This window comes from Polynucleobacter sp. AM-26B4, from assembly GCF_018882285.1.
In the GTDB taxonomy this organism is placed as follows: domain Bacteria; phylum Pseudomonadota; class Gammaproteobacteria; order Burkholderiales; family Burkholderiaceae; genus Polynucleobacter.
On record NZ_JACVOT010000001.1, the window covers coordinates 822,157 to 848,058 of the forward strand.

Annotated in this window: 20 protein-coding genes, 7 tRNA genes, 3 rRNA genes and 1 riboswitch; of the genes, 6 read left to right on the top strand and 24 right to left on the bottom strand. The window is 45.2% G+C overall.

The genetic code is table 11. From position 1 onward, the window contains the following. Nucleotides 1-156: 156 nt before the first annotated feature. The 18 genes from rplL to ICE88_RS04190 form a co-directional block, all read right to left on the bottom strand. Nucleotides 157-534: a 50S ribosomal protein L7/L12 gene (gene rplL, locus ICE88_RS04105; RefSeq protein WP_216249710.1), complete on the bottom strand. Its 378-nt coding sequence runs from the start codon at nucleotides 532-534 to the stop codon at nucleotides 157-159. Between the two features lie 51 nt (nucleotides 535-585). Then, nucleotides 586-1,083, bottom strand: coding sequence for a 50S ribosomal protein L10 (gene rplJ / locus ICE88_RS04110; RefSeq protein ID WP_089514983.1), 498 nt, complete (start codon nucleotides 1,081-1,083; stop codon nucleotides 586-588). A gap of 186 nt (nucleotides 1,084-1,269) precedes the next feature. Continuing rightward, nucleotides 1,270-1,965 carry a 50S ribosomal protein L1 gene (rplA, locus tag ICE88_RS04115; protein ID WP_089514982.1) on the bottom strand — a complete coding sequence of 232 codons (696 nt, stop codon included), beginning with the start codon at nucleotides 1,963-1,965 and terminating at the stop codon, nucleotides 1,270-1,272. 2 nt (nucleotides 1,966-1,967) lie between these two features. Then, nucleotides 1,968-2,399: a 50S ribosomal protein L11 gene (rplK, locus tag ICE88_RS04120; protein WP_089514981.1), complete on the bottom strand. Its 432-nt coding sequence runs from the start codon at nucleotides 2,397-2,399 to the stop codon at nucleotides 1,968-1,970. A gap of 125 nt (nucleotides 2,400-2,524) precedes the next feature. Next, complete coding sequence (gene nusG / locus ICE88_RS04125) at nucleotides 2,525-3,094, bottom strand: transcription termination/antitermination protein NusG (protein ID WP_089514980.1); 570 nt, start codon at nucleotides 3,092-3,094, stop codon at nucleotides 2,525-2,527. A 7-nt stretch (nucleotides 3,095-3,101) separates the two neighbouring features. After that, a complete protein-coding gene (gene secE / locus ICE88_RS04130) occupies nucleotides 3,102-3,476 on the bottom strand; it encodes a preprotein translocase subunit SecE (protein ID WP_216249713.1) in 375 nt (124 codons plus the stop codon). 16 nt (nucleotides 3,477-3,492) lie between these two features. Continuing rightward, a tRNA-Trp gene (locus tag ICE88_RS04135) sits at nucleotides 3,493-3,568 on the bottom strand. A gap of 8 nt (nucleotides 3,569-3,576) precedes the next feature. Further along, nucleotides 3,577-4,767 carry an elongation factor Tu gene (gene tuf / locus ICE88_RS04140; protein ID WP_216249702.1) on the bottom strand — a complete coding sequence of 397 codons (1,191 nt, stop codon included), beginning with the start codon at nucleotides 4,765-4,767 and terminating at the stop codon, nucleotides 3,577-3,579. 32 nt (nucleotides 4,768-4,799) lie between these two features. Next, nucleotides 4,800-4,874 (bottom strand) — tRNA-Thr (locus ICE88_RS04145). Nucleotides 4,875-4,893: 19 nt separating this feature from the next. Then, nucleotides 4,894-4,968: transfer RNA gene (locus ICE88_RS04150), tRNA-Gly, on the bottom strand. A gap of 60 nt (nucleotides 4,969-5,028) precedes the next feature. Then, nucleotides 5,029-5,114, bottom strand: a tRNA-Tyr gene (locus ICE88_RS04155). Nucleotides 5,115-5,233: 119 nt separating this feature from the next. After that, nucleotides 5,234-5,347: ribosomal RNA gene (gene rrf / locus ICE88_RS04160) — 5S ribosomal RNA — on the bottom strand. A 108-nt stretch (nucleotides 5,348-5,455) separates the two neighbouring features. Beyond that, nucleotides 5,456-8,327 (bottom strand): 23S ribosomal RNA (locus ICE88_RS04165). Nucleotides 8,328-8,585: 258 nt separating this feature from the next. Next, nucleotides 8,586-8,661 (bottom strand) — tRNA-Ala (locus ICE88_RS04170). Nucleotides 8,662-8,696: 35 nt separating this feature from the next. Next, nucleotides 8,697-8,773, bottom strand: a tRNA-Ile gene (locus ICE88_RS04175). Nucleotides 8,774-8,837: 64 nt separating this feature from the next. Then, nucleotides 8,838-10,370, bottom strand: a 16S ribosomal RNA gene (locus ICE88_RS04180). Together the 16S, 23S and 5S rRNA genes with 5 tRNA genes alongside form the textbook arrangement of a ribosomal RNA operon. 539 nt (nucleotides 10,371-10,909) lie before the next feature. Then, nucleotides 10,910-11,527 carry a BON domain-containing protein gene (locus tag ICE88_RS04185; RefSeq protein WP_216249715.1) on the bottom strand — a complete coding sequence of 206 codons (618 nt, stop codon included), beginning with the start codon at nucleotides 11,525-11,527 and terminating at the stop codon, nucleotides 10,910-10,912. A 16-nt stretch (nucleotides 11,528-11,543) separates the two neighbouring features. Continuing rightward, nucleotides 11,544-12,146: a phosphoheptose isomerase gene (locus ICE88_RS04190; RefSeq protein ID WP_216249718.1), complete on the bottom strand. Its 603-nt coding sequence runs from the start codon at nucleotides 12,144-12,146 to the stop codon at nucleotides 11,544-11,546. A gap of 130 nt (nucleotides 12,147-12,276) precedes the next feature. On the opposite strand from ICE88_RS04190, the gene rsmI reads away from it, so the two are divergent. Next, nucleotides 12,277-13,164, top strand: coding sequence for a 16S rRNA (cytidine(1402)-2'-O)-methyltransferase (rsmI, locus tag ICE88_RS04195; RefSeq protein ID WP_216249721.1), 888 nt, complete (start codon nucleotides 12,277-12,279; stop codon nucleotides 13,162-13,164). A 41-nt stretch (nucleotides 13,165-13,205) separates the two neighbouring features. Here rsmI and ICE88_RS04200 read toward each other — a convergent pair whose 3' ends face one another. Then, nucleotides 13,206-13,739 (bottom strand): cytochrome c5 family protein, encoded by a 534-nt coding sequence (locus ICE88_RS04200; RefSeq protein WP_216249723.1) that lies wholly within the window; start codon nucleotides 13,737-13,739, stop codon nucleotides 13,206-13,208. Between the two features lie 75 nt (nucleotides 13,740-13,814). Here ICE88_RS04200 and ICE88_RS04205 point away from each other — a divergent pair. Together ICE88_RS04205 and ICE88_RS04210 are read left to right on the top strand one after the other, a co-directional pair. Next, nucleotides 13,815-13,889 (top strand) — tRNA-Arg (locus tag ICE88_RS04205). Nucleotides 13,890-13,986: 97 nt separating this feature from the next. Continuing rightward, nucleotides 13,987-15,093, top strand: coding sequence for a fatty acid desaturase (locus ICE88_RS04210; RefSeq protein WP_216249726.1), 1,107 nt, complete (start codon nucleotides 13,987-13,989; stop codon nucleotides 15,091-15,093). A gap of 260 nt (nucleotides 15,094-15,353) precedes the next feature. Here the strand turns inward: ICE88_RS04210 and ICE88_RS04215 are convergent, their stop codons facing one another. Both ICE88_RS04215 and ICE88_RS04220 read right to left on the bottom strand, forming a co-directional pair. Next, nucleotides 15,354-16,001 (bottom strand): MBL fold metallo-hydrolase, encoded by a 648-nt coding sequence (locus ICE88_RS04215; RefSeq protein WP_216249728.1) that lies wholly within the window; start codon nucleotides 15,999-16,001, stop codon nucleotides 15,354-15,356. A 27-nt stretch (nucleotides 16,002-16,028) separates the two neighbouring features. Next, nucleotides 16,029-17,231 carry an ammonium transporter gene (locus ICE88_RS04220; protein ID WP_216249731.1) on the bottom strand — a complete coding sequence of 401 codons (1,203 nt, stop codon included), beginning with the start codon at nucleotides 17,229-17,231 and terminating at the stop codon, nucleotides 16,029-16,031. A gap of 205 nt (nucleotides 17,232-17,436) precedes the next feature. Continuing rightward, nucleotides 17,437-17,542, top strand: a riboswitch (glycine riboswitch). A gap of 19 nt (nucleotides 17,543-17,561) precedes the next feature. Between ICE88_RS04220 and gcvT the strand changes: the two genes are divergently transcribed. Genes gcvT through gcvP form a run of 3 tightly spaced genes read left to right on the top strand, consistent with a single transcriptional unit; the run spans nucleotide 17,562 to nucleotide 21,978 of the window. Next, on the top strand, nucleotides 17,562-18,689 hold the full coding sequence (gcvT, locus tag ICE88_RS04225; RefSeq protein ID WP_216249735.1) for a glycine cleavage system aminomethyltransferase GcvT: 1,128 nt from the start codon (nucleotides 17,562-17,564) through the stop codon (nucleotides 18,687-18,689). 16 nt (nucleotides 18,690-18,705) lie between these two features. Continuing rightward, the gene (gene gcvH, locus ICE88_RS04230; RefSeq protein ID WP_216249738.1) at nucleotides 18,706-19,086 is read left to right on the top strand and encodes a glycine cleavage system protein GcvH; all 381 of its coding nucleotides are present in this window, start codon (nucleotides 18,706-18,708) and stop codon (nucleotides 19,084-19,086) included. A gap of 3 nt (nucleotides 19,087-19,089) precedes the next feature. Continuing rightward, nucleotides 19,090-21,978: an aminomethyl-transferring glycine dehydrogenase gene (gene gcvP / locus ICE88_RS04235; RefSeq protein ID WP_216249740.1), complete on the top strand. Its 2,889-nt coding sequence runs from the start codon at nucleotides 19,090-19,092 to the stop codon at nucleotides 21,976-21,978. Between the two features lie 12 nt (nucleotides 21,979-21,990). On the opposite strand, the gene priA is transcribed toward gcvP, so the two are convergent. From priA to ICE88_RS04250, 3 genes are all read right to left on the bottom strand, one after another. Next, nucleotides 21,991-24,084: a primosomal protein N' gene (gene priA / locus ICE88_RS04240; RefSeq protein ID WP_216249743.1), complete on the bottom strand. Its 2,094-nt coding sequence runs from the start codon at nucleotides 24,082-24,084 to the stop codon at nucleotides 21,991-21,993. 284 nt (nucleotides 24,085-24,368) lie between these two features. Continuing rightward, nucleotides 24,369-25,481, bottom strand: coding sequence for a uroporphyrinogen decarboxylase (gene hemE, locus ICE88_RS04245; RefSeq protein WP_216249747.1), 1,113 nt, complete (start codon nucleotides 25,479-25,481; stop codon nucleotides 24,369-24,371). After that, on the bottom strand, nucleotides 25,482-25,898 hold the full coding sequence (locus tag ICE88_RS04250) for a F0F1 ATP synthase subunit epsilon (RefSeq protein WP_215290563.1): 417 nt from the start codon (nucleotides 25,896-25,898) through the stop codon (nucleotides 25,482-25,484). Nucleotides 25,899-25,902: the final 4 nt, after the last annotated feature.

A 25,902-nucleotide genomic window follows, 5' to 3' on the forward strand; every position in this document is an offset into this window, starting at 1 on the left:
GGCCTCTACCAATCATGGCTGACGGTGTGCGTGTGCACAACCCGACCAAACTTGCCTTCTGCAGTCGTATCAGAAGGCAAACCAGATACCAAACTTTTTTAATATCTGGTTTGCCTTCTAAGCAAACCGGGCAGCATCGCTGCCCTATCAAACCAATTACTTAAGTTCGACCTTAGCGCCAGCTTCTTCAAGCTTCTTCTTAGCGTCTTCAGCAGATGCCTTATCAACACCTTCTTTAACTGGTTTTGGTGCGCCATCAACCAAGTCCTTAGCTTCTTTCAAGCCAAGACCAGTGATTTCGCGAACTGCTTTAATCACGCTCACTTTGTTTGCGCCAGCTTCAGCCAACACAACTGTGAACTCTGTTTGCTCAGCTGCACCAGCAGCGGCACCGCCACCAGCACCAGGAGCAGCAACAGCCATTGCAGCTGCTGATACACCAAACTTCTCTTCAAATGCTTTAACTAGATCGTTCAAGTCCATTACAGACATATTGCCAACGGCTTCTAGAATGTCGTCTTTAGTAACTGCCATTTTTAAAACTCCTAATTCAAATTTCTTTAGTTAATTAAAGTGAGACTGCTATTACGCAGCTTCTTTAGCTTTCTTTTCTGCAACCGCTGCCAATACGCGAGCCGCACCAGAAACTGGGGCTTGCATAACGCCAAGTAACATTGCGATAAGTTCATTGCGACCTGGAATAGATGCCAATGCTTTTACAGCTGCTGCATCCATTACCTTGCCGTTGTATGAACCCGCTTTGATTACTAAAGCTGCTTGCGTCTTTGAAAAGTCGTTTAAAACTTTTGCTGACGCAACTGGGTCTGCGGAGATACCGTAAATAAGCGGACCAGCCATTTCACCGGCCAATGATTCGAACGACGTTCCTTGAACCGCGCGACGTGCCAAGGTGTTCTTCATAACACGAAGATAAACACCATTTGCACGAGCTTGAGCTCGTAGAGAAGTCAGTTCGCCCACTGGAATACCGCGGTATTCAGCTAGCACCATGGTTTGAGCTTGTGCAACTTCTGCACTTACCTCGGCCACGACCGCCTTTTTGTCTTCCATATTTAAAGGCACTGTTTAACTCCTATTAACCTAACTGTTGCCAATTAGGGGTTGCACACAGGCGAAATCTTTTCAGGATCGCCATCTGCGCTGGCACTATTTCTAGTATTAAGAGTTATCTCTAACTCACCAACGGTCTTTGATGTTCAAGCAAAGGTTGCCCCCTGCTTGACCCAAAGTTCTTTTGTTAGCTGCTAATTAAGCAGCCAATGAGTTTTGGTCAACGCGCACACCAGCACCCATGGTGCTGCTGACGGCAACTTTTCTCAAATAAATACCCTTACTAGCTGCTGGCTTTGCTTTTGTTAAAGCGTCCAACAAAGCTACTAAGTTGTTTTTCAATGCGCCTGGTTCAAATGAACGACGACCGATTGTTGCGTGAACGATACCGGCTTTGTCTACACGGAATTGAACTTGACCTGCTTTAGCATTTTTAACTGCGCCAGCAACGTCTGGGCTCACTGTGCCAACCTTCGGGTTAGGCATCAAGCCTCTTGGTCCCAAGATCTGACCCAATGTACCAACAATACGCATTGCATCTGGAGATGCGATCAAAATATCAAAATCAATTTTTCCGCCTTTGATTTGGTCAGCCAAATCTTCCATGCCAACAATTTCTGCACCAGCGGCTTTAGCTTGTTCAGCTTTTTCACCTTGAGCAAAAACCGCCACACGTACTGACTTACCAGTACCTTCAGGCAACACAACTGAACCACGCACCACTTGATCAGATTTTTTAGCGTCAATACCAAGCTGAACAGCAACGTCGATAGACTCATCGAACTTAGCTGTTGCAAATTCTTTAACAAGGCTCAATGCCTCATCAATAGGGTAAAACTTATTACGGTCTACTTTTGCTTGAAAAGCAGCTACGCGTTTAGAAACTTTAGCCATGATTAGAGTCCTTCCACAGTGATACCCATAGAGCGGGCGCTACCAGCGATTGTGCGAACAGCTGCATCCATATCGGCGGCTGTTAGGTCAGGCATTTTTGCCTTTGCAATTTCCTCAGCTTGAGCGCGAGTAATTTTGCCAACCTTGTCTGTATGTGGACGTGGAGAACCTTTTTCCAACTTAGCAGCTTTTTTGATCAAGACTGTTGCTGGAGGAGTCTTCATCACGAATGTGAAGCTCTTGTCTGCAAACGCTGTGATCACAACTGGGATTGGTAAACCTGGTTCCATGCTTTGTGTCTGAGCATTGAACGCTTTACAGAATTCCATGATGTTCAAACCGCGTTGACCTAACGCAGGACCAACAGGTGGCGATGGATTCGCTTTACCGGCTGGGATTTGTAGCTTAATAAAGCCAATAATCTTCTTTGCCATTTTTACACTCCAATAATGGTGCATCTTTTAATTTAAAAAGACCACCGTTGAGTAAAACGCCTTGTTAGAGCGGCAACCCTAACTCAGCTCCTCATACAAACCTGTTTGCACAGGTCTGTAAATCTTTACATCTTTTCTACCTGACCGAACTCTAGTTCTACAGGTGTGCCACGACCGAAGATTGTTACTGAAACTCTCAAGCGAGACTTCTCATAGTTAACTTCTTCAACGTTGCCATTAAAGTCTGTGAATGGACCTTCTTTAACGCGAACCATTTCACCCACCTCAAACAATGTTTTTGGTTTTGGCTTATCAACACCAGCCTGCATTTGGTCCATGATTTTTTGAACTTCAGCAGGAGAAATCGGTGATGGTTTATTTCTAACGCCACCAACGAAACCAGTAACCTTCGGTGTATTTTTTACCAAGTGCCAAGTCTCATCTGTCATTTCCATTTCGATGAGTACATAGCCAGGGAAAAAGCGACGCTCAGAAACAGCCTTTTGGCCGCTCTTGATCTCAACAACTTCCTCTGACGGCACTAAAATTTTTCCAAACTTATCCGCCATGCCAGAACGCGCGATGCGCTCTGTCAAACCTTTTTGCACACTCTTCTCCATACCAGAGTAAGCGTGAATCACATACCAACGCATATTGCCTGTGGATTGTGGATTGATGATTGCTTGTTCAGACATCTTTTACTCACTTCCAACCGAGGAATACAGAGAAAACTAACCACTCAATGAGTTTGTCAGCTGCCCACAAGAACAAAGACATAACAACAACAAATGCAAAAACAATCAATGTCATCTGCGTTGTTTCTTTACGACTTGGCCACACAACTTTTTTAGCCTCAGCTACTGATTCTTTTGCATAAGCAAAAAAGCGCTTACCATCTGAAGACATTGCCGCAATAACAATTGCCACGGCAAAGCCACCAAGCAACGCCGCTAAGCGAACCCAAATGGTTTGACCGGCAAGCATGTAATATGCGACCAAAGAAAGAATAACAAAAAGACCGGCCAGGATAGTCATCCAGCCGGTTTTATTTTCTTGTTCTACAGATGTTTGCGCCATATTTTTCAGTTTGCTGTGGCAGGGGCGGAGGGCATCGAACCCCCAACCTTCGGTTTTGGAGACCGACACTCTGCCAATTGAGCTACGCCCCTTACGTTCATTAATCTAAAACTTTAGCAACAACACCGGCGCCTACAGTACGGCCACCTTCACGGATCGCAAAACGGAGACCTTCTTCCATCGCGATCGGAGCGATCAACTTAACTGTAATTGTCACGTTATCACCAGGCATCACCATCTCTTTGTCTTTCGGCAATTCGATTGAACCTGTTACGTCCGTTGTACGGAAGTAGAACTGTGGACGGTAGTTGTTGAAGAATGGTGTGTGACGACCACCTTCGTCTTTGCTCAACACATACACTTCAGCTGTGAAGTGTGTGTGTGGCGTAATAGAACCTGGCTTAGCCAATACTTGACCACGCTCAACTTCTTCACGCTTTGTACCGCGTAACAAGATACCCACGTTGTCACCAGCTTGACCTTGGTCTAACAACTTACGGAACATCTCAACGCCTGTACATGTTGTCTTCAATGTTGGCTTGATACCGATGATCTCAATCTCTTCACCAACCTTAACAATACCGCGCTCAATACGACCAGTCACAACTGTACCGCGACCAGAAATAGAGAACACGTCTTCAACTGGCATCAAGAACGCGCCATCAATCGCACGCTCTGGTGTTGGAATGTATGTGTCCAATGCTTCAGCCAACTTCATGATGGCCTCTTCACCCAACGCACCTTTGTCGCCCTCAAGCGCCAACTTTGCTGAACCTTTAACGATTGGTGTGTCATCGCCTGGGAAGTCGTACTTAGACAACAGTTCGCGAACTTCCATTTCTACTAGCTCTAACAATTCTGCATCATCAACCATGTCGCACTTGTTCATGAACACGATGATGTATGGAACACCAACCTGGCGCGCCAACAAGATGTGCTCACGTGTTTGTGGCATAGGACCATCAGCAGCAGACACCACCAAAATAGCGCCGTCCATCTGGGCAGCACCAGTGATCATGTTCTTAACGTAGTCAGCGTGACCTGGGCAGTCAACGTGTGCGTAGTGACGGTTTGCTGTCTCGTACTCAACGTGTGCTGTATTAATCGTAATACCGCGTGCCTTCTCTTCTGGTGCAGCATCGATCTGGTCGTAAGCTTTTGCTTCGCCACCAAACTTCGCTGACAACACTGTAGCGATCGCTGCAGTCAATGTTGTTTTACCGTGGTCAACGTGACCAATTGTGCCTACGTTTACGTGCGGTTTTGTCCGCTCAAATTTCTCTTTTGCCATTTTTCAGCCTCAATAAAATGAATACAAAACTCTGGTGCTCATGGGCAGGATCGAACTGCCGACCTCTCCCTTACCAAGGGAGTGCTCTACCACTGAGCCACATGAGCAAACTAATGCCACACCTACTGGAGCGGGTAGAGGGAGTCGAACCCTCGTCTCTAGCTTGGAAGGCTAGGGTAATAGCCGTTATACGACACCCGCCAGGCACTTCACTTACCCACAACTACAAACTCTTACTGCACTGCTACACCATAAAACTACTGGTGGGGAGGGATGGATTCGAACCAACGTAGGCGTAAGCCAACAGATTTACAGTCTGCCCCCTTTAGCCACTCGGGCACCTCCCCGTGAACCGCATATTATTACTTAAATCAACTACTTTTGTCAAACTTCTGCACTTAAAACTGAGCAGCAAAACAGAAAGCAAAACGCCCAGATCTTGTCGATCTGGGCGTTTCTTAAAGGTGCCTGGCAATTACCTACTTTCACACGGGTAATCCGCACTATCATCGGCGTAGAGTCGTTTCACGGTCCTGTTCGGGATGGGAAGGGGTGGTTCCAACTCGCTATTGTCGCCAGGCATAGAGGGTAGGTTGTCTGTTTTTCAACAAACAACCAAATTCGAGTAAGCAATTGGGAGTGACCGATCAAAAACGGCACTACATATTCGCACAAATGTGCTTGTTATAGGATCAAGCCTAACGGGCAATTAGTATCAGTTAGCTTAACGCATTACTGCGCTTCCACACCTGACCTATCAACGTCGTGGTCTTCAACGACCCTTTATGGAGGTTAAACCTCCGGGAAATCTCATCTTCAGGCAAGTTTCCCGCTTAGATGCTTTCAGCGGTTATCTCTTCCGTACATAGCTACCCTGCGATGCTTCTGGCGAAACAACAGGTACACCAGCGGTACGTCCACTCCGGTCCTCTCGTACTAGGAGCAGCCCCCGTCAAATTTCCAACGCCCACGGCAGATAGGGACCAAACTGTCTCACGACGTTTTAAACCCAGCTCACGTACCTCTTTAAATGGCGAACAGCCATACCCTTGGGACCGGCTACAGCCCCAGGATGAGATGAGCCGACATCGAGGTGCCAAACACCGCCGTCGATATGAACTCTTGGGCGGTATCAGCCTGTTATCCCCAGAGTACCTTTTATCCGTTGAGCGATGGCCCTTCCATACAGAACCACCGGATCACTATGACCTGCTTTCGCACCTGCTCGACTTGTCGGTCTCGCAGTTAAGCACGCTTTTGCCATTGCACTTTAGGCACGATGTCCGACCGTACCAAGCGTACCTTCGTACTCCTCCGTTACACTTTGGGAGGAGACCGCCCCAGTCAAACTGCCTACCATGCACTGTCCCCGACCCAGATAATGGGACAAGGTTAGAACCTCAAACAAACCAGGGTGGTATTTCAAGGACGGCTCCATCAGAACTAGCATCCTGATATCAACGCCTCCCACCTATCCTACACAGATCGGTTCAAAGTCCAATGCAAAGCTACAGTAAAGGTTCATGGGGTCTTTCCGTCTAGCCGCGGGTAGATTGCATCATCACAAACATTTCAACTTCGCTGAGTCTCAGGAGGAGACAGTGTGGCCATCGTTACGCCATTCGTGCAGGTCGGAACTTACCCGACAAGGAATTTCGCTACCTTAGGACCGTTATAGTTACGGCCGCCGTTTACTGGGACTTCAATCAAGAGCTTGCACCCCATCATTTAATCTTCCAGCACCGGGCAGGCGTCACACCCTATACGTCCACTTTCGTGTTTGCAGAGTGCTGTGTTTTTATTAAACAGTCGCAGCCACCATTTTATTGCAACCCTTTTGCCCTTCTATTGTTCATAGTTAAGCTACTTGGGCGTACCTTATCCCGAAGTTACGGTACCAATTTGCCGAGTTCCTTCTCCTGAGTTCTCTCAAGCGCCTTAGAATACTCATCTCGCCCACCTGTGTCGGTTTGCGGTACGGTCTTGTTAAACTGAAGCTTAGAGGCTTTTCTTGGAACCACTTCCGATTGCTTCGCGAATAAATTCGCTCGCCTCACACCCTTGAATTACGCTAGCGGATTTGCCTACTAGCCTTCTCCAATGCAAGGACCGGGACATCCAACACCCGGACAACCTTCCGCGATCCGTCCCCCCATCGCATTTAACAATGGTACAGGAATATTAACCTGTTTCCCATCAGCTACGCATCTCTGCCTCGCCTTAGGGGCCGACTCACCCTGTTCCGATGAACGTTGAACAGGAAACCTTGGGCTTACGGCGAGGGGGCTTTTCACCCCCTTTATCGCTACTCATGTCAGCATTCGCACTTCTGATACCTCCAGCATGGTTCACACCACACCTTCACAGGCTTACAGAACGCTCTCCTACCATCACTTACGTGATCCACAGCTTCGGTAACTGGCTTAGCCCCGTTACATCTTCCGCGCAGGACGACTCGATCAGTGAGCTATTACGCTTTCTTTAAAGGATGGCTGCTTCTAAGCCAACCTCCTGACTGTTTTAGCCTTCCCACTTCGTTTCCCACTTAGCCCGTTTTAGGGACCTTAGCTGGTGGTCTGGGTTGTTTCCCTCTTGACGGCGGACGTTAGCACCCGTCGTCTGTCTCCCGTGCTCGCACTCTTCGGTATTCGGAGTTTGCTATGGCGCAGTAATCCGCAATGGACCCCACTACCATGACAGTGCTCTACCCCCGAAGGTGATACACGAGGCACTACCTAAATAGTTTTCGGAGAGAACCAGCTATTTCCAGTTTTGTTTAGCCTTTCACCCCTATCCACAGCTCATCCCCTAACTTTTCAACGTTAGTGGGTTCGGTCCTCCAGTACGTGTTACCGCACCTTCAACCTGGCCATGGATAGATCAACTGGTTTCGGGTCTACACCCAGCAACTAGCGCCCTATTCGGACTCGCTTTCGCTACGCCTCCCCTATACGGTTAAGCTTGCTACTGAATGTAAGTCGCTGACCCATTATACAAAAGGTACGCAGTCACCCCTTGCGAGGCTCCTACTGTTTGTATGCATGCAGTTTCAGGATCTATTTCACTCCCCTCCCGGGGTTCTTTTCGCCTTTCCCTCACGGTACTTGTTCACTATCGGTCGATTACGAGTATTTAGCCTTGGAGGATGGTCCCCCCATATTCAGACAGGATTTCACGTGTCCCGCCCTACTTGTCTCTAGCTTAGTTCGATTAATCGGTTTTCCCATACGGGGCTATCACCCTTTATTGCCGGACTTTCCATTCCGTTCTGATAACAGACTAATTAATACTAGAAGGCTCTTCCCATTTCGCTCGCCACTACTTTGGGAATCTCGGTTGATGTCTTTTCCTCTGGCTACTTAGATGTTTCAGTTCACCAGGTTCGCTTCTCGTAACCTATGTATTCAGTTACGGATACCTCAAAAGAGGTGGGTTTCCCCATTCAGAAATCTACGGATCAAAGCTTATTTGACAACTCCCCGTAGCTTATCGCAGTCTATAACGTCTTTCGTCGCCTGTAATCGCCAAGGCATCCACCACATGCACTTATTCGCTTGATCCTATAACGAGCACCATTGGTACAAGTTATAAGTTCTTCTCTATATTACTAACTACTTGTTGCGATATGTTTGTGCCGTAATCCAAGTAAATCTAATTACTTGAAGAACTATTTGTTGTTGATTCAATCAACTACCCATGTATATTGAACTCTCAATAAATTCAATATACGCATTGCTTACTCAAATTTTTAAAGAACAGCCGATTAAAGGCAAAGATAAAAGCACCTTGATGCGCTTATCTTTGCCGTTAGAAGTAAATGGTGGAGGATGACGGGATCGAACCGACGACCCCCTGCTTGCAAAGCAGGTGCTCTCCCAGCTGAGCTAATCCCCCAGCTAATACTTATTGCTAGGCTTGCTGCTGATCTGTGGTGGGTCTGGAAGGACTTGAACCTTCGACCCCCGCCTTATCAAGACGGTGCTCTAACCACCTGAGCTACAGACCCGCGGCATTTCTCTCTTTATCAACCGATAAGTGTGGGCACTAAAGAATTAACATCTTTTCTCTAGAAAGGAGGTGATCCAGCCGCACCTTCCGATACGGCTACCTTGTTACGACTTCACCCCAGTCATGAACCCTGCCGTGGTCGTCGCCCTCCTTGCGGTTAGGCTAACGGCTTCTGGCAAAACCCACTCCCATGGTGTGACGGGCGGTGTGTACAAGACCCGGGAACGTATTCACCGCGACATTCTGATCCGCGATTACTAGCGATTCCAGCTTCACGTAGTCGAGTTGCAGACTACGATCCGGACTACGATGCATTTTCTGAGATTAGCTCCCCCTCGCGGGTTGGCAACCCTCTGTATGCACCATTGTATGACGTGTGAAGCCCTACCCATAAGGGCCATGAGGACTTGACGTCATCCCCACCTTCCTCCGGTTTGTCACCGGCAGTCTCTTTAGAGTGCTCTTGCGTAGCAACTAAAGACAAGGGTTGCGCTCGTTGCGGGACTTAACCCAACATCTCACGACACGAGCTGACGACAGCCATGCAGCACCTGTGTCCACTTTCCCTTACGGGCACCTAATGTATCTCTACTTCGTTAGTGGCATGTCAAGGGTAGGTAAGGTTTTTCGCGTTGCATCGAATTAATCCACATCATCCACCGCTTGTGCGGGTCCCCGTCAATTCCTTTGAGTTTTAATCTTGCGACCGTACTCCCCAGGCGGCTGACTTCACGCGTTAGCTACGTTACTCAGGAATAAATTCCCGAACAACTAGTCAGCATCGTTTAGGGCGTGGACTACCAGGGTATCTAATCCTGTTTGCTCCCCACGCTTTCGTGCATGAGCGTCAGTATTATCCCAGGGGGCTGCCTTCGCCATTGGTATTCCTCCACATCTCTACGCATTTCACTGCTACACGTGGAATTCTACCCCCCTCTGACATACTCTAGCTATGCAGTCACAAGCGCAATTCCCAGGTTAAGCCCGGGGATTTCACGCCTGTCTTACATAACCGCCTGCGCACGCTTTACGCCCAGTAATTCCGATTAACGCTTGCACCCTACGTATTACCGCGGCTGCTGGCACGTAGTTAGCCGGTGCTTATTCTTCAGGTACCGTCATTCGCAGACTGTGTTAGAGCTGCTGTTTCTTCCCTGACAAAAGAGCTTTACAACCCGAAGGCCTTCTTCACTCACGCGGCATTGCTGGATCAGGGTTGCCCCCATTGTCCAAAATTCCCCACTGCTGCCTCCCGTAGGAGTCTGGGCCGTGTCTCAGTCCCAGTGTGGCTGATCGTCCTCTCAGACCAGCTACTGATCGTTGCCTTGGTGAGCCTTTACCTCACCAACTAGCTAATCAGGTATCGGCCGCTCTAATTGCGCGAGGCCTTACGGTCCCCCGCTTTCCCCCTAAGGGATTATGCGGTATTAGCACAGCTTTCGCTGCGTTATCCCCCACAATAAGGTACGTTCCGATATATTACTCACCCGTTCGCCACTCGCCACCAGGTGCAAGCACCCGTGCTGCCGTTCGACTTGCATGTGTAAGGCATGCCGCCAGCGTTCAATCTGAGCCAGGATCAAACTCTTCAGTTTAATTCCTGTGATGCATTACTGCATCGTCGCTCACTCATTCAGAATCGACTCCAATCTTTCGACCGGAACCAAATTTACTGTTTTGTGAGTACTGCTTTATATCTGTCCCGAAGGACTGGATGTCTTTTCCCAGTACCCACATTTATCGGTTGACTACTTTTTAAAGAAGGCTGTGTGTTTTTCGTTAATTTCGAATCACAAACAGCAGAGAAACGAGACTATGCCATACCCTTTTTGGCATGTCAACACCTTTGGCAGAAATATTTAATAAATTCCGCGGAAATAATTTAATGATTTTTGTAGTTTTTATTTTTCTTGTTTATAAACAATGGTTTATTTGGTTATTTTTCATGAGTGTGGATTCGGCCTGGCGCAACCATTTCGAATCAATTGTTTAAATATTTTTGATTTTTACTCTGGCCCAGATTTAACCTCCGATAGAGACTCGAATCTAGCATGTAATTTCGCTAGAACATGGTCATCCTTATGAAAAAAGCCCACAAAAGTGGGCTTTTTATCGTCTGGCAGGGCGTCCCTGACTATTTGGCACCATCCAACCTCTTTTTATCGGCTTCAGAGATCAAATCAAATACCTTAGTGACTTGCTTCACGCCGGGCACGCTTCTCGCTATTTCAACTGCGCGATTTGCCTCTGCATCGGTCACAATGCCCATCAGATAAACTTTGCTCGCTTCAGTAATCACCTTCATTGAGTTTGAAGGCACGCCTTCAGTAGCAACAAAGACGCCCTTGATGCGCGTTGTCAAATAACTGTCATTTGCTCTGGCACTTAAACCGCTGATAGGGGCAGGAACCATTTCATTAAAAACAGTCGTCACATTTTTCATGTTCTTAATGTCTGCTTCAACGCTGCTTTTGATAGCATCAGTTCGCGTCTCACCGGTCAATAAAACTCTTCGATTGAAGACGCTCACATTGACGTGAATATTGTCACCATATTTTTTAGTTAAAAAGCTTTCTGCCTCTAACTGAATTCCGCGATCAATTGCTTGTGTGCCGGGATTTCTTCTGTCAACAATCACGAGCGCGCCACCAGCCATGCCGCCCGCCACCAAAGGAAAGCAGCCTGCAAGAGCGCTAGCGCTCGCACCAAGTGCAATTAATTTCAAAGTTTGGCGTTTAAGTTGTTTAGTCATTTTTACCCTCTAAAATTTAATCGAACATCAAGTGATCAACGCCATCACACAGGCAATGCAATAACAACAAATGTGTTTCTTGAATGCGTGCTGTGCGATCAGCGGGAACGCATAAATGAACATCAGAATTTTTTAAAATATTTTTAATCTTGCCGCCATCTTTGCCCGTGAATGCAATCACAGACATACCCTTGAGATGAGCCGCCTCAATCGCCGCAATCACGTTCGCAGAATTTCCTGAAGTTGAAATGCCTAAAAGTACATCGCCCGCCTGACCGAGCGCTCTAACTTGTTTGCTGAAAATAACTTCATAGCTATAGTCATTTGCAATTGCAGTCAATATCGAAGAGTCTGTGCTCAAAGCTATGGCTGGCAACTCGCGACGTTCGCGTTCAAATCTGCCCACCAACTCTGCAGCAAAATGTTGAGCATCAGCTGCTGAGCCGCCATTACCGCAGGCCAATATTTTCTTTTCAGAGCTCAAGGCTTGATGCATGAGATTTATGGCGCGCACAATATCTTCAGACATTGTTTCAGCGGCTTTTTGCTTTGTTTCAATGCTGTCAGAAAAATGTTTTTTGACGCGCTTTTCTAAATTGTTTTTAATCTCTTCATTCATAACTAGATTATGCCCTCAAGACTTATTTCTACAAACATATATTACCTTTTAACCGATCAAAATTGCCTTGCCAGAATCTTTGATGCATCATCATTCAATTGAGTCACATTTACTCAAATAGAAAGTTTGTATGGATTTATTTAAATTTGCTCATGGGCAAAGTTTTCCTCCTGGAACACTCTACCTAGTTCCAACACCAATTGGAAACTTAGCAGACATCACTATCAGGGCTCTACACATATTGAATCAGGTGGATGGCATTGCTTGCGAAGATAAGCGACATAGCGCCATGCTGCTCAACGCATACGGCATTTCTAAACCACTTTACGCCTTGCACGAACACAATGAAATTTCTGCAAGCGCCTATCTTTTAGAAAAGCTTCGCAACGGTGAACGTTGGGCATACATATCAGATGCAGGAACGCCAGGCATATCAGATCCAGGTGCAATTCTTTGCGAAGAAATTAAAAAGGGGGGTTATCAAGTTTGCCCTTTGCCAGGCCCAAGTGCAATCACGGCCGCAGTTTCGGGGGCGGGGGATTTTTTAAAACATGGCAATGGTGGCTTTCAGTTTTTGGGCTTTTTACCCGCTAAAGCAAATCAACGAGACGAGCTACTCAAAGTAGCAGCAACATCAAACATCAGCTCTTTCTTTTATGAGGCACCACACCGCATTGAATCTACGCTCAAATCCATTTGCGCTCAATTAGGTGGCGAGCGAAAAGTACTCATCGCAAAAGAGTTGAGCAAGATTTTTGAAGAAATTAAAGTGATTGCAGTTCGAGATTTAGCAGATTGGATGAAGACTGTTGATAGTTGGCAGGGCGAGTATGTGCTTGGCATAGAAGGATCTGCGCGCAGTGACTCACCAACCACTTTTGACGAGCAGACACTTCAATGGATTTCAGCAATCAACGGCAGAATAGGGCACAAAGAGCTTTCTGAAATCATTTCTCAAATCACGGGCATCAGCAAAAAGGATGCCTATCGTGAATTGATTGAAAAAAAAGAGATATAAAAAAAGCCCCGTTAAGGGGCTTTTTAATTATTGCGACGTCTTTATTTCTTTGGCTCAGCTTGCTTTGGGGCTTCTGGAGCCGGAGCTTTAGGCTCAGCAAATTTACCGCCTGCTGAAGCCGCCAAGTAAACCACGGCTCTACCTAATTCATAGTCAGAAATATCTGCTGGACTAGTTCCGGCTCTTGCAGGCATAGCGCCCTTGCCTTTAACAACAGCATTCAAAAGACCATCATAGCCACGGCCAAGGCGGGCGCCCCAGCCACCCGCGTCACCATATTTAGGTGCGCCAGCAGCACCTGTTGCATGACAAGAAGCACAGGCTTGCTTATAAATTTCTTCACCAGTCTTGAATACTCTTGGGCCTGATGCGTCCTTAAAGTCTAAAAGTGCGACTGGTTTAATCAACTGGTTAGCAGATTCAGCGGCCGCATCAGCATTCGTTGATGGCTTTTTTCCACTACCCACATATGTCATTAAAAAAGCAATGATGATCAGCGGCACAAAAAAGCTCGCAAAAACCATCACAATTAACTGCTTGGGTGATTTAATCAAATTTCCGTGTTCTTCACTCATTGCATTTTTCCTTTTTATCTAACTCGCAAGCATTATAGCGAGGATAATTCGCTTCAGCCTTACAATCTTAGAGACGCGACCGTAGTTCAATGGATAGAATTAGAGTTTCCGAAGCTCTCGATACAGGTTCGATTCCTGTCGGTCGCACCAGACCCCAAATCCCACACAATTAGACCTAGATCAAGCCCAAATCAAGAAAAACATCTAAAATAAGCCATTCTTGAATTTTGCCCTTAAAAAGGTCGCTATGTCCGCAAATACTGTAGAAGCCACTATTGATCAGCCAATTCCGGTCGGTCAACCCATTCCCCACAGAAAAGTCATCCGTTCTTGGCTCACGCCATTGACTGAGCGAGCTGTCGTGCGTGCAATTGTCTTGCAAATCATTGACTCAGTGATTTTGACTGCGGGTATCGTCGGTACCGTTTATTTTGAATCAGTTTTAGTAAAACTTTTGCTGGCAGTTTTTTCTGGCTTCATGATTGGTCGTATTTTTATTTTGGGTCACGATGCATGTCATCAGAGCTTTACGCCGCACCGCGGACTTAATAAAGTTTTGGGGCGCCTTGCATTTCTTCCATCACTGACGCCATACAGCCTGTGGGAAGTTGGCCATAACGTGGTTCACCATGGACAAACAAATTTAAAAGGTTTTGATTTTGTTTGGGCGCCTTTATCTCTTGAAGAATATAACAAGCTAAGTCCTGCTGAAAAAGCATTGGAGCGCCACTACAGAAGTGGTTGGGGTCCAGCCTTGTATTACTTCCTAGAAATCTGGTGGAAGAAGATGTTCTTCCCAAGCAAGAAGGCAATGCCTGCAACCCGCCCAGCGTTCTTATGGGACAACGTTTTAGTTTCTGCATTTGCAATTATTTGGGTTAGTGCTTTGGTGATTGCAGCAATTCAAACCAATCAATCAATCGTGCTCACAGTGATCATGGGCTTTTTGATTCCATTCATTTTCTGGAATGCCATGATTGGATTTGTTGTGTATGTTCATCACACTCATCCAAGTGTCTCTTGGTACTCAGATAAATCTGAGTGGCTAAGAGCACAGCCTTTTGTTTCTACAACTGTGCATTTGGTGTTCCCATTTAAATGGGGTGCGTGGATGCATCACATCATGGAACACACAGCTCACCACGTTGACATGAGCGTGCCTCTATACAAACTTAAAGAGGCTCAAGCAAAGCTAGAAAATATGCTTCCTGAGAGAATCATCATTCAAAAGTTTTCTTGGGCTTGGTATTTTGATACTGCCAAACAGTGCAAACTTTACGACACAGAAAAGAAATGTTGGTTAGATTTTGACGGGAATAAAACAGCAGACTCAATCAAAGTTGTTTTAAGTTAAAAGTCCGACAAAAACGCCCTTTAAAGGGCGTTTTTCAAAAAGCCGTTAAAATAGCAACTTGAATCTTTAAGAGAAGTTTATATGTCAACCCCGCCAAGCACACTGGAAAGCAATACAAGAGTCATGAAGTTTTGCTCTTCCTGCAGTAGAGAAAAGCCTCTAGAGGGTGGCACATGGATTCCTACAAGCAATCGCAAGCAACGCTGGATATGTGCGAGCTGCTTGTACAACAGAACCCACCGCACTGGTTCTGCCAAGGCTTAATTAGCCATTTCACCTACATAAGGGTTGTTTTTTCTTTCCTCACCAAAGGTGGAGACTGGGCCGTGACCAGGTATAAATGTAATGTCATCGCCCAAAGGGAAAAGCTTTTCTTTGATAGCTCTTACTAAGTCAGCGTGATTTCCTCTCGGGAAATCTGTGCGCCCAATAGAGCCCGCAAACAAAACATCTCCAACAATCGCCAAGCGATCATCTTTGGCATAAAAAATAACGTGTCCTGGGGTATGGCCAGGGCAATGCTTCACCAATAATTCAACATGTCCGACAGTAACAATATCGTCGTCTTTCAGCCACCGATTTGGCTCAAAGGCCTGCGCCATTGGGAATCCAAATCGCTTACTTTGCTCAGGAAGCTGATCAATCCAAAAGCGCTCATCTTCGTGAGGTCCTTCAATTTGAATGCCCAAATCATTTGCTAATGATGCTGCCGCAGCACAGTGATCAATGTGGCCGTGCGTTAATAAAATTTTTTCTGGGGTTGCGCCCGCTTGTTTTAGTGCATCCAATATTTTTGGGATATCGCCGCCTGGATCAACAATAGCAGCCTGATTAGTTTTTTCACAAATCAATATCGAGCAGTTTTGCTCAAAGGGCGTTACCGGAACTATGAGTACTTTTAAAGTCATAGTTCCGATTATCGCAACAAACTAAAATTACCAACTAGATTCGCGATCAGGGCTTGAAGTAATTTTGTGAATGGCCAAGTCAGCACCATCAAACTCATCTTCTTGAGACATGCGCAAGCCTAAAACTGCTTTCAGTATTCCATAGACAATCAATCCTGAAATTGCAGCAAATGCGACTCCGGCTACCGTACCAATCAATTGAGCAGTAAAGCTCACGCCGCCTAATCCACCCAAAGCCTTTTGTCCAAATACACCGGCTGCAATACCGCCGAGAGCACCGCATAATCCATGCAAAGGCCAAACGCCCAACACATCATCAATTTTCCAGCGGTTTTGCACCATGGTGAACATCACCACAAATAAGCCGCCTGCCATTCCGCCCACAATCAAGGCGCCCATTGGATGCATTAAATCTGATCCCGCACACACCGCAACAAGCCCGGCCAAAGGTCCGTTATAGCTAAAGCCAGGGTCATTTTTACCAGCAGCCCAAGCCACCAATGTTCCTCCAACCATGGCCATCAATGAGTTCATGGCAACCAAGCCGCTGAGCTTATCAACAGTCTGAGCGCTCATCACATTGAAACCAAACCAACCTACTGCTAGCACCCACGCACCAAGGGCCAAAAATGGAATACTTGAAGGTGGATGGGCAGAAATCCTGCCATCCTTTGTATAGCGGCCATGACGTGCGCCCAACAAAATAATTGCTGGCAAGGCAATCCAACCGCCCACCGCATGAACAACCACAGAGCCCGCGAAATCATGGAACTCTTCGCCGGTTAATTCTTTAAGCCATGCTTGGAAACCAAACTGCTGATTCCAGACCATTCCTTCAAACAATGGATAAACAAAACCCACCAAAATGAATGTGGCAATTAGTTGAGGATTGAATTTTGCACGCTCTGCAATACCGCCAGAAATAATCGCTGGGATTGCAGCAGCAAACGTCAATAAAAAGAAGAATTTAACCAGCTCAAAACCACTTTTTTGTGCCAAAACCTCTGCGCTAGAGAAGAAGTTCAGGCCGTAGGCAATGCTGTAACCAATAAAGAAATAAGCAATAGTTGAAACAGCAAAATCAATCAAGATTTTGACAAGCGCATTGACTTGGTTCTTTTTACGAACAGTTCCTAGCTCTAAAAAAGCAAAGCCTGCGTGCATTGCTAGCACCATGATGGCGCCAGTCATGATGAAAAGGGCGTCAACCCCTGACTTAAAGTTTTCCATTTATCACCCCTAGATGACCTTTAATAAGGTTCGAATTATGAAGGTTCTGGTGCACAAAAATACCCACTTATGCACCAAATTTGTGCGTAGGATATTTTTGTTGGTTTCCGGTAGCTTGGGTACAATGTCGCATCGATGGGAGAGTTTGGATTTACCAACGCCGAAGGCGCAATGCCCATGAACGCTCAGGCAAATGGACCGTCGATATTTACACTCTGGAGAGCGGCATTCAGTTGCCCACCGAAGGGGCTAAAAGAGTACAAATGGTTTGAACTCTTCAATCTCTCAGGTAACAGGACAGGGGGGCATCAATTCCTTTAAGGAGTTTGGATGTCGGCTGTCCCTACAAATCTAAAACGCACAATCCTTTTTGACGCTCATCACTTGGCTGGAGCAAAGCTTGTTGATTTCGGCGGATGGGAAATGCCCGTCAACTATGGCTCTCAAATTGAAGAACACGTTGCCACCCGAACAAATTGTGGCGTGTTTGACGTTTCTCACATGGCAGCAGTCGATGTTATTGGTAAAGATGCAAAAGCTTTTTTAGAAAAAGTTGTTGCTAATAATGTCAACAAACTAAAAAACAATGGACAAGCTCTTTATGGCTGCTTGTTGAATGATGAGGCTGGCGTTATTGATGATTTGATTGTTTATCGCCTAGACCCTAACTATCGCTTGGTGATCAATGCCGCAACAGCTCACACAGATCTTGAATGGTTGAATAAGCAAGCAACTGGCTTTCAAGATGTGAGGCTTATTCCCAGAAGATCAGATCTGACCGCCAATCAAAATCCACAGGGCATGATTGCGGTTCAGGGTCCTAAAGCGCTTGAACTCATTAAAAAGGCTATTCCATCACTTGCTAATGCGGCATCTGAATTGAAAAACTTTCATGCTTCATGTGAAGAAACTCCTTTTGGAGAAATCATGATCGCAAGAACAGGTTACACGGGTGAAGATGGTGCTGAGTTATTGGTGCCACTGAATCACACAGTGACCGTGTGGAATCTTTTGATTGCTCAGGGAGCACAACCTGCAGGCCTAGGAGCACGAGACACTCTTCGCTTAGAAGCTGGCATGAACTTATATGGCCAGGACATGAATGATCAAACAAATCCTCTGGATGTTGGTCTTTCTTGGACCATTGATCGTTCAGGTGACCGTAATTTCATTGGTAAATCTGCTTTAGAAAGAAAACCTCAAAAATTTATTTTTCTTGGTTTGATACTTCAAGACAAAGGTGTGTTGCGCGCCCATCAAATTGTTAAATCAAGCAAAGGTGAGGGCGAAATAACCAGCGGTACATTCAGCCCATCACTTCAAAAATCTATTGCGCTTGCCAAACTTCCTTTAGCAACTGAAATTGGCGAGACAGTAAAAGTTGTTATTCGTGACAAAGAATTAAATGCAGTTGTTGTTAAACCCCCTTTTGTTCGCCATGGCAAAGCCTTGGTTTAATTTTGGAGAAACTACTATGAACATTCCTCAAGACCTACGTTACACAGAATCTCATGAATGGGTTCGTAAAGAAGCTGACGGCTCAATCACCGTTGGAATTACTGACCATGCTCAAGAAGCATTGGGCGATATTGTTTTCCTTGAATTGCCAAATGTCGGCAAGTCTTTAAATGCAGGCGATGCTTGTGCTGTGGTTGAGTCTGTGAAGGCTGCCAGTGATATCTACGCGCCTTTGTCCGGCGAAGTGATTGCCATCAATGATGCAGCAACGTCTGCACCTGAAACAGTTAACTCAGATGCTTATGGCTCATGGTTATTCAAGATTAAACCGGCAGACATCAGCAAAGTTGATGGCCTTCTTTCAGCAGAAGCATACGGAAAAAACATTGGTGCATAAAGAATGAAAAGCTCCCTGACCACACTCGAAAATCATGACGCTTTTTTAAGCCGTCATATTGGCCCATCGGCCAGCGATGAATCCTCGATGTTGAAATTCTTAGGATTTAATCAGCGCGATGAACTGATCAATGCAGTTATTCCAAGCAACATCAGAAGTAAGTCTGCCCTACCTTTGGGCGACTACACAAATGCCAAAGGTGAAAACGAAGCGCTTGAATTATTGGCCAGCATTGCCAATCAAAATAAAGTTTTCAAGTCATTCATTGGTCAGGGCTATTACAACAACATCACCCCGGGCGTTATTCAAAGAAATATTCTTGAAAACCCGGCGTGGTATACGGCTTACACGCCTTATCAACCAGAAATTTCTCAAGGTCGTCTAGAAGCAATCATTAACTTCCAACAAATGTTGATTGATTTAACAGGTATGGATATTGCCAATGCTTCTATGTTGGATGAAGGTACTGCTGCTGCAGAAGCCATGACCTTGGCGCTCAGAACCTGTCAATCAAAGTCGATGACTTTCTTTGTGAGCAATGATGTTTTGCCACAAACCCTGGCGGTCATTAAGACAAGGGCAAAGCCATTAAACATTGAACTTGTGATTGGCTCTCATGAAGATGCACTAAAAACTGATGCCTTCGCTGTTTTGCTGCAATACCCAGGTGTTGATGGTACGCTTTTAGAAAAAGAAAAATACCTCGCCATTGCAGAGGCTGTCCATAGCAAAGGTGGCTTATTAATTGCTGCGGCTGATTTGTTGGCCTTGACACTGCTTACTCCGCCAGGAGAGTGGGGCGCTGACGTTGCCATCGGTAGTGCACAACGCTTTGGTGTACCGATGGGTTTTGGCGGTCCTTCTGCTGGATATCTTGCTACAAAAGATGCTTTTAAGAGAAGCATGCCTGGTCGCTTGGTGGGTGTAACAATCGATGCTCAAGGTAACTCTGCTTACCGCCTTGCTCTTCAGACCAGAGAACAGCACATCCGACGTGAAAAAGCCACATCGAATATTTGTACAGCTCAAGTGTTGCTTGCAGTGATGGCAAGTATGTACGCTGTTTATCACGGGCCAGAAGGGCTTAAAAAAATCGCATTGCGCGTTCATCGCCAAACAAGCATCTTGGCGTTAGCTCTCAAACAACTTGGACTTGAAGTTGTCAATACACATTGGTTTGACACTCTGACGATTAAAACTGCTAACGCAAAGAAAATTCATGAGGCAGCTCAAAAACTTTCTTGTAATTTAAGAGCCATTGATTCAGAGCATGTTGGTGTATCAATTGACGAAACAACTGGCAGAAAAGAGCTGCAGATGTTGTGGACGATTTTTGGTGGCGAAGGCGAAATAAATATTGATGCTATTGATCAATCAGTTTCAAGTGCAGTTCCAAGCTCATTAATCCGTAACAGCGAGTATTTGACTCATCCAACATTTAATCGCTATCACTCTGAGCATGAAATGCTTCGTTATTTGAGAAGTTTGGCTGACAAAGACTTGGCGCTTGATAGAACCATGATTCCGCTTGGTTCATGCACCATGAAATTAAATGCCACCAGTGAAATGCTGCCTGTGACATGGCCTAGCTTTTCACAAATTCACCCTCTTGCACCAGAAACTCAGTGGGCGGGATACGCTAAGTTAATTGAAGATACTGAGCGCATGATGTGTGCTGCTACTGGCTACGATGCAGTGTCTTTGCAACCAAACGCCGGCTCACAGGGTGAGTATGCGGGACTTCTTGTGATTCGTGCCTATCATGAGTCACGCGGGGAAGGGCATCGCAATATCTGCTTAATTCCTTCATCTGCACATGGCACAAATCCTGCTTCAGCTCAAATGGCTGGCATGGAAGTGATTGTTGTTAGCTGCGATACCAATGGCAACGTTGATTTAGTTGACTTGAAAAACAAAGCTGAAGAGCATTCAAAGAACCTTGCTGCCATCATGATCACTTACCCAAGTACACATGGTGTATTTGAGGCGGGCGTTCAAGAATTATGTGAAATCATTCACCAGCATGGCGGTCAGGTTTATATCGACGGCGCCAACATGAATGCCTTGGTTGGCACAGCAGCGCCTGGTCACTTCGGTGGTGACGTTAGCCATCTTAATTTGCATAAAACTTTCTGCATACCTCATGGCGGCGGCGGCCCAGGTGTAGGCCCTGTAGCAGTGCGCTCACACCTTGCCAAGTTTTTACCTTGCTCTTATACGGCTGGTACGGCTTCAAAGTGGAACGATTTGAATTGGATGAGAATCAGTGCTGCTCCATTTGGTTCTGCATCTATTTTGCCTATTTCATGGATGTACGTTGCGATGATGGGTGCTGCCGGTCTTACCAAAGCGACCGAAACAGCGATTGTTTCTGCTAACTATGTTGCTAAAAAACTAGAAAATTTCTATCCAGTTTTGTACAAAGGCAATAAAGGCTTGGTGGCTCATGAGTGCATTTTGGATTTGCGTCCTCAACAAAAAGAGTCTGGCATTAGCAACGAGGATGTTGCCAAACGCTTGATGGACTTTGGTTTTCATGCGCCAACAATGAGCTTCCCTGTTCCGGGAACACTGATGATTGAGCCAACCGAAAGTGAATCAAAGTTTGAACTCGATCGCTTCATTGAAGCCATGGTTGCCATTGCAGAAGAGATCCGCAAAGTAACAAATGGCTCATTTGATAAAGAGAATAATCCTCTTAAAAATGCCCCTCACACAGCTGAAGTCATTTTGGCTAATGAGTGGGATAGACCTTATACGAGGGAGGAAGCAGCATATCCAGTGAGTCGCTTACGTAAAAATAAGTACTGGCCTCCAGTTGGTAGAGCGGATAACGTGTATGGCGATAGAAATCTATTTTGTACTTGCGTACCAATTTCTGAATACGCATAAATTAGATTTTCTTTAGATGTTGATGGGGTCGCGCTCGATATACCAGCCGACCCCTTTTCTTTTGGTGTGGGCCTCTGTCAAATAGTGCTGCAAAATCTCTATGCTCTTTTGCAGGTCTTGCCGACTCTCGGATTCAACCAACATTTGAGCCCGCTCTTTTCCTGCAATTCTCATCATGGCGCGAGGAATCACATCACTTAGCATGACATTGGCTGGCCAAATTTTGTCTGACCTTGCCAACTGTGCAGCATCCTTCAGCATATCAATTGCTTGCACTAATGTTTTATGTTCCCCATGTACCAATGCTTGATATGAAAATGGTGGCAAACCAACCAACTGTCTTTCATTTTTTATTTCTTCTAAAAAACCATCAACATCAGCATTTCGTAAGTACTTATAAGGCGGCGCTTCTGGATAATTGGTTTGAATAACTACTTTTGATTCTCCAGCCCCTTCGCTGCGACCAGCTCTTCCAGACACTTGCATGAGTTGAGCAAACAATCTCTCAGAAGCCCTGAAATCTTGGGAGAAAAGACTTGCGTCTGCATCAATCACGCCAACGAGTGACACTGATTGATAGTCATGCCCCTTTGCGATCATTTGAGTTCCGACGATGATGTCGGCATCACCATCGTGTATTTCACTGAACAAACTTTCTGCGCTTCCTTTTGCTCTTGTTGTATCAGCATCGATGCGCAATATTTTTGCCTTGGGGAATCTTTCTGATAAAAACTCTTCGATTTTTTGAGTTCCTTTACCCAATGGGCTCAAATCTGTATTTCCACAATCAGGGCATGCCTTTGGTACAAGCTTCATTATTCCGCAGTGATGACAGCACAAGTTCTTTTTGTGTTCTGTTATTTTGTGCAACACCATGTGTGCAGAACATTTCACGCAATCCGATAACCATCCACAAGCTTGACAGTTCAGTACTGGGGAATATCCTCTGCGATTGATGTAAATGATGCTTTGGCGCCCTTGCTCAATATTATTTTGCAATTCATTGAGAAGGTGCTCGCTGATTCCATGCTCATTCTTTTTGCCAGCTTTTTGCTCTTGCTTTAAATCTAATATTTGTATCAGTGGTGGCTTTGCATTTTTTGCTGCACGCTCTTTGAGGGTAAGAGTTTCATATCTTCCTTCTTGTGCATGAAACCATGTTTCTAGGCTAGGAGTTGCGGATGCCAACACAACTGGGATATTAAGTTTTTTTGCTCGCCAAACCGCAAGGTCTCTGGCTGAATACCTCACGCCTTCTTGCTGCTTATAAGACAAATCGTGCTCTTCATCCACCACGATGGCTTTTAGATTTGGTGAGGATGTTGCTACCGCCATTCGTGTGCCAAGAATAATTTGGGCTTTACCTGAATGTGCTTTTTCCCAGTTGTCGGCCCGAGTTCTATCCGTTATGCCGCTGTGCATCACCACTAATTTTTTCCCTGGAAATGCCTGTTCAACGGATTTCTCTAGCTGAGGGGTTAGATTGATTTCTGGCACCATGATCATGACTTGCGACTGGTCATCAGCCAATATTTTTTTTAACCAATTTAAATAAGTCAAAGTTTTGCCACTACCCGTAACGCCTTGTAACAAATTACAACTGAATTTTTGACTATTACTCTGCTTCCAGAGTTTTTCTACTATGTTCAATTGCTCTTTGTTCAGACTGATTTCATTCTCTGGTGCGGCTTTTTTGTTTTTTGTTATTGAGCTTGCTTTACTGCGTTTTTTTTCTTTGCCAAGCAATTCCCATTTATTTTTTTGTCGCCACATTTTAGGAATCGAAGGAATCAACACCTCACCAATGGGTCTTTGATAGTAAATAGCTGCAAACTCTGCCATTTCCACAACGTCACTTGAAATTGGTGGCAGCGGTGCGATGGCTTGTACTTTTTTAATTTTTTCTAAGTTGTATTCGGTTTTGTCCAAAATCTGCATCACCACTCCGATGCATTCTTGTCTGCCAAAACTTACTTGAATTATTTGTCCTTTTTGAGGCTCAGAGTCAAAGTCTTCATTCCAAGCGTAGTCAAATAATTGATTTAATGGGCTATCAATAGCCACTTGAACAATTATTTTTTCTTGGTGTTTAACTTCAAAGCTCATGTTTTACTTTAAGTCCATGATGAAGAGCATTGCACTTATTGGTTTTTTAAAAAGGTTTAATTTATCTGTGGAAAACCTTGTGGATAACTGCTTAATTATCCCAGCATTTCAAATTAGGAAGCTTTTTTTACGTATTTTAATTATATTGTATGATGATTTAAAATACATATAAATCAATGACTTATAGAATTTAATTTGGCTCTTGGGGTGATTATTAACCGCTTGATGTTGGGGTTTTATGCCAGAAGATGCCTGTGCATAAGTTACCACTCACATGCTTATTTTTACTTATTTCTAAGCGCTTTTGAGTGACTGACAACCGTCTCGGTCAGGGCAATAACATGGTCCGGATTGGTGAACTGAGATATGCCATGGCCCAAATTAAAGACATGGCCATCTAAGGAGTGAAGGCCTTCGGCTAAAGCCGGTACCGCTGCCAATTCATTCAAAATTCTCTTAACTTCCGTTCCGATTTGTTCCGGACTTGAAAATAGAGCCAATGGATCAAAATTTCCTTGAAGGGCCAGCGGGGTTTTATTTGCAAGTAAACGCTTACGTGACTTTGCAACTGATGCCGTCCAATCTAATCCGATGACATCTGCGCCAGAATGAGCGATATCTTCTAACCAAATTCCACCACCCTTGGTGAATACTAAAATTGGAATTTGTTGACCATCTTTTTGTCTTGGTAATAAATCAATCACGGCCTTCATGCTGGCCAAAGAAGTTTTTTGATACCAACCATCTGGCAATAAACCACCCCAAGTATCAAAAATCATCAATGCTTGTGCACCAGCATCAACCTGCGCCTTTAAATAATCAGCGACTGATTGGATGTTTGTATCCAAAACCTTTTTCATTAAATCGGGTCTTTGGTACAACATTTCTTTTGTATTCTTAAAGTCAGATGATCCTGAACCTTCAATCATGTAACAAGCCAGAGTCCACGGGCTTCCTGAAAAACCAATCAGCGGAACTCTTTGTTGACCATTTTGAGTGAGTGCTTTTCTGATTTCAGATACAGCATCAAATACATATTTCAATTGATTAAGATCAGCAGGTCTTAAATTATTAACCGCTTGTTCGTCTCTCAATGGGCGACTGAATCTTGGTCCTTCACCTGCCTCAAAACTCAAGCCCAATCCCATTGCATCTGGAATCGTCAGAATGTCTGAAAACAGAATGGCTGCATCCAATGGATATCTATCCAATGGTTGCAAAGTAACTTCTGTTGCTAGCTGAGGATTTTTTGCAAGCGCTAAAAAACTTCCTGCTTTAGCTCTTGTTGCGTTGTATTCAGGTAAATAACGTCCTGCCTGGCGCATTAGCCACAGAGGTGTTCTATCTGTTGGCTGCCGAAGGCATGCGCGCAGGAAGCGATCGTTAATTAAAGTCAATTATCTTTTCTGACGTAACTTTGCAATTGCTGCAAGTTGTGCTGCCGCCATTGCAAACTCTGATTGAGCGTGCGCAAAATCAATATCTGTACCGCGATTTTGCATGGCTTCTTCAGCAGCTTTTTTGGCTTCTAAGGCTTTTGCTTCGTCAAGATCGTGACCGCGAATAGCAGTATCAGCAAGTACAGTTACTTTATTTGGCTGTACTTCAAGAATGCCGCCAGCAACGAAAACAAACTCTTCGTCGCCATCAGCTTTCTCAATACGAACTGCACCTGGTCTAATTCTTGTAATGAGAGGAGTATGTCCCGGAAGAATACCCAACTCACCACTTTCGCCTGGCAAAGCAATGAACTTTGCTTCACCGGCGAAAATTGACTGCTCAGCGCTAACTACATCAACATGGATGCTAGACATTTAA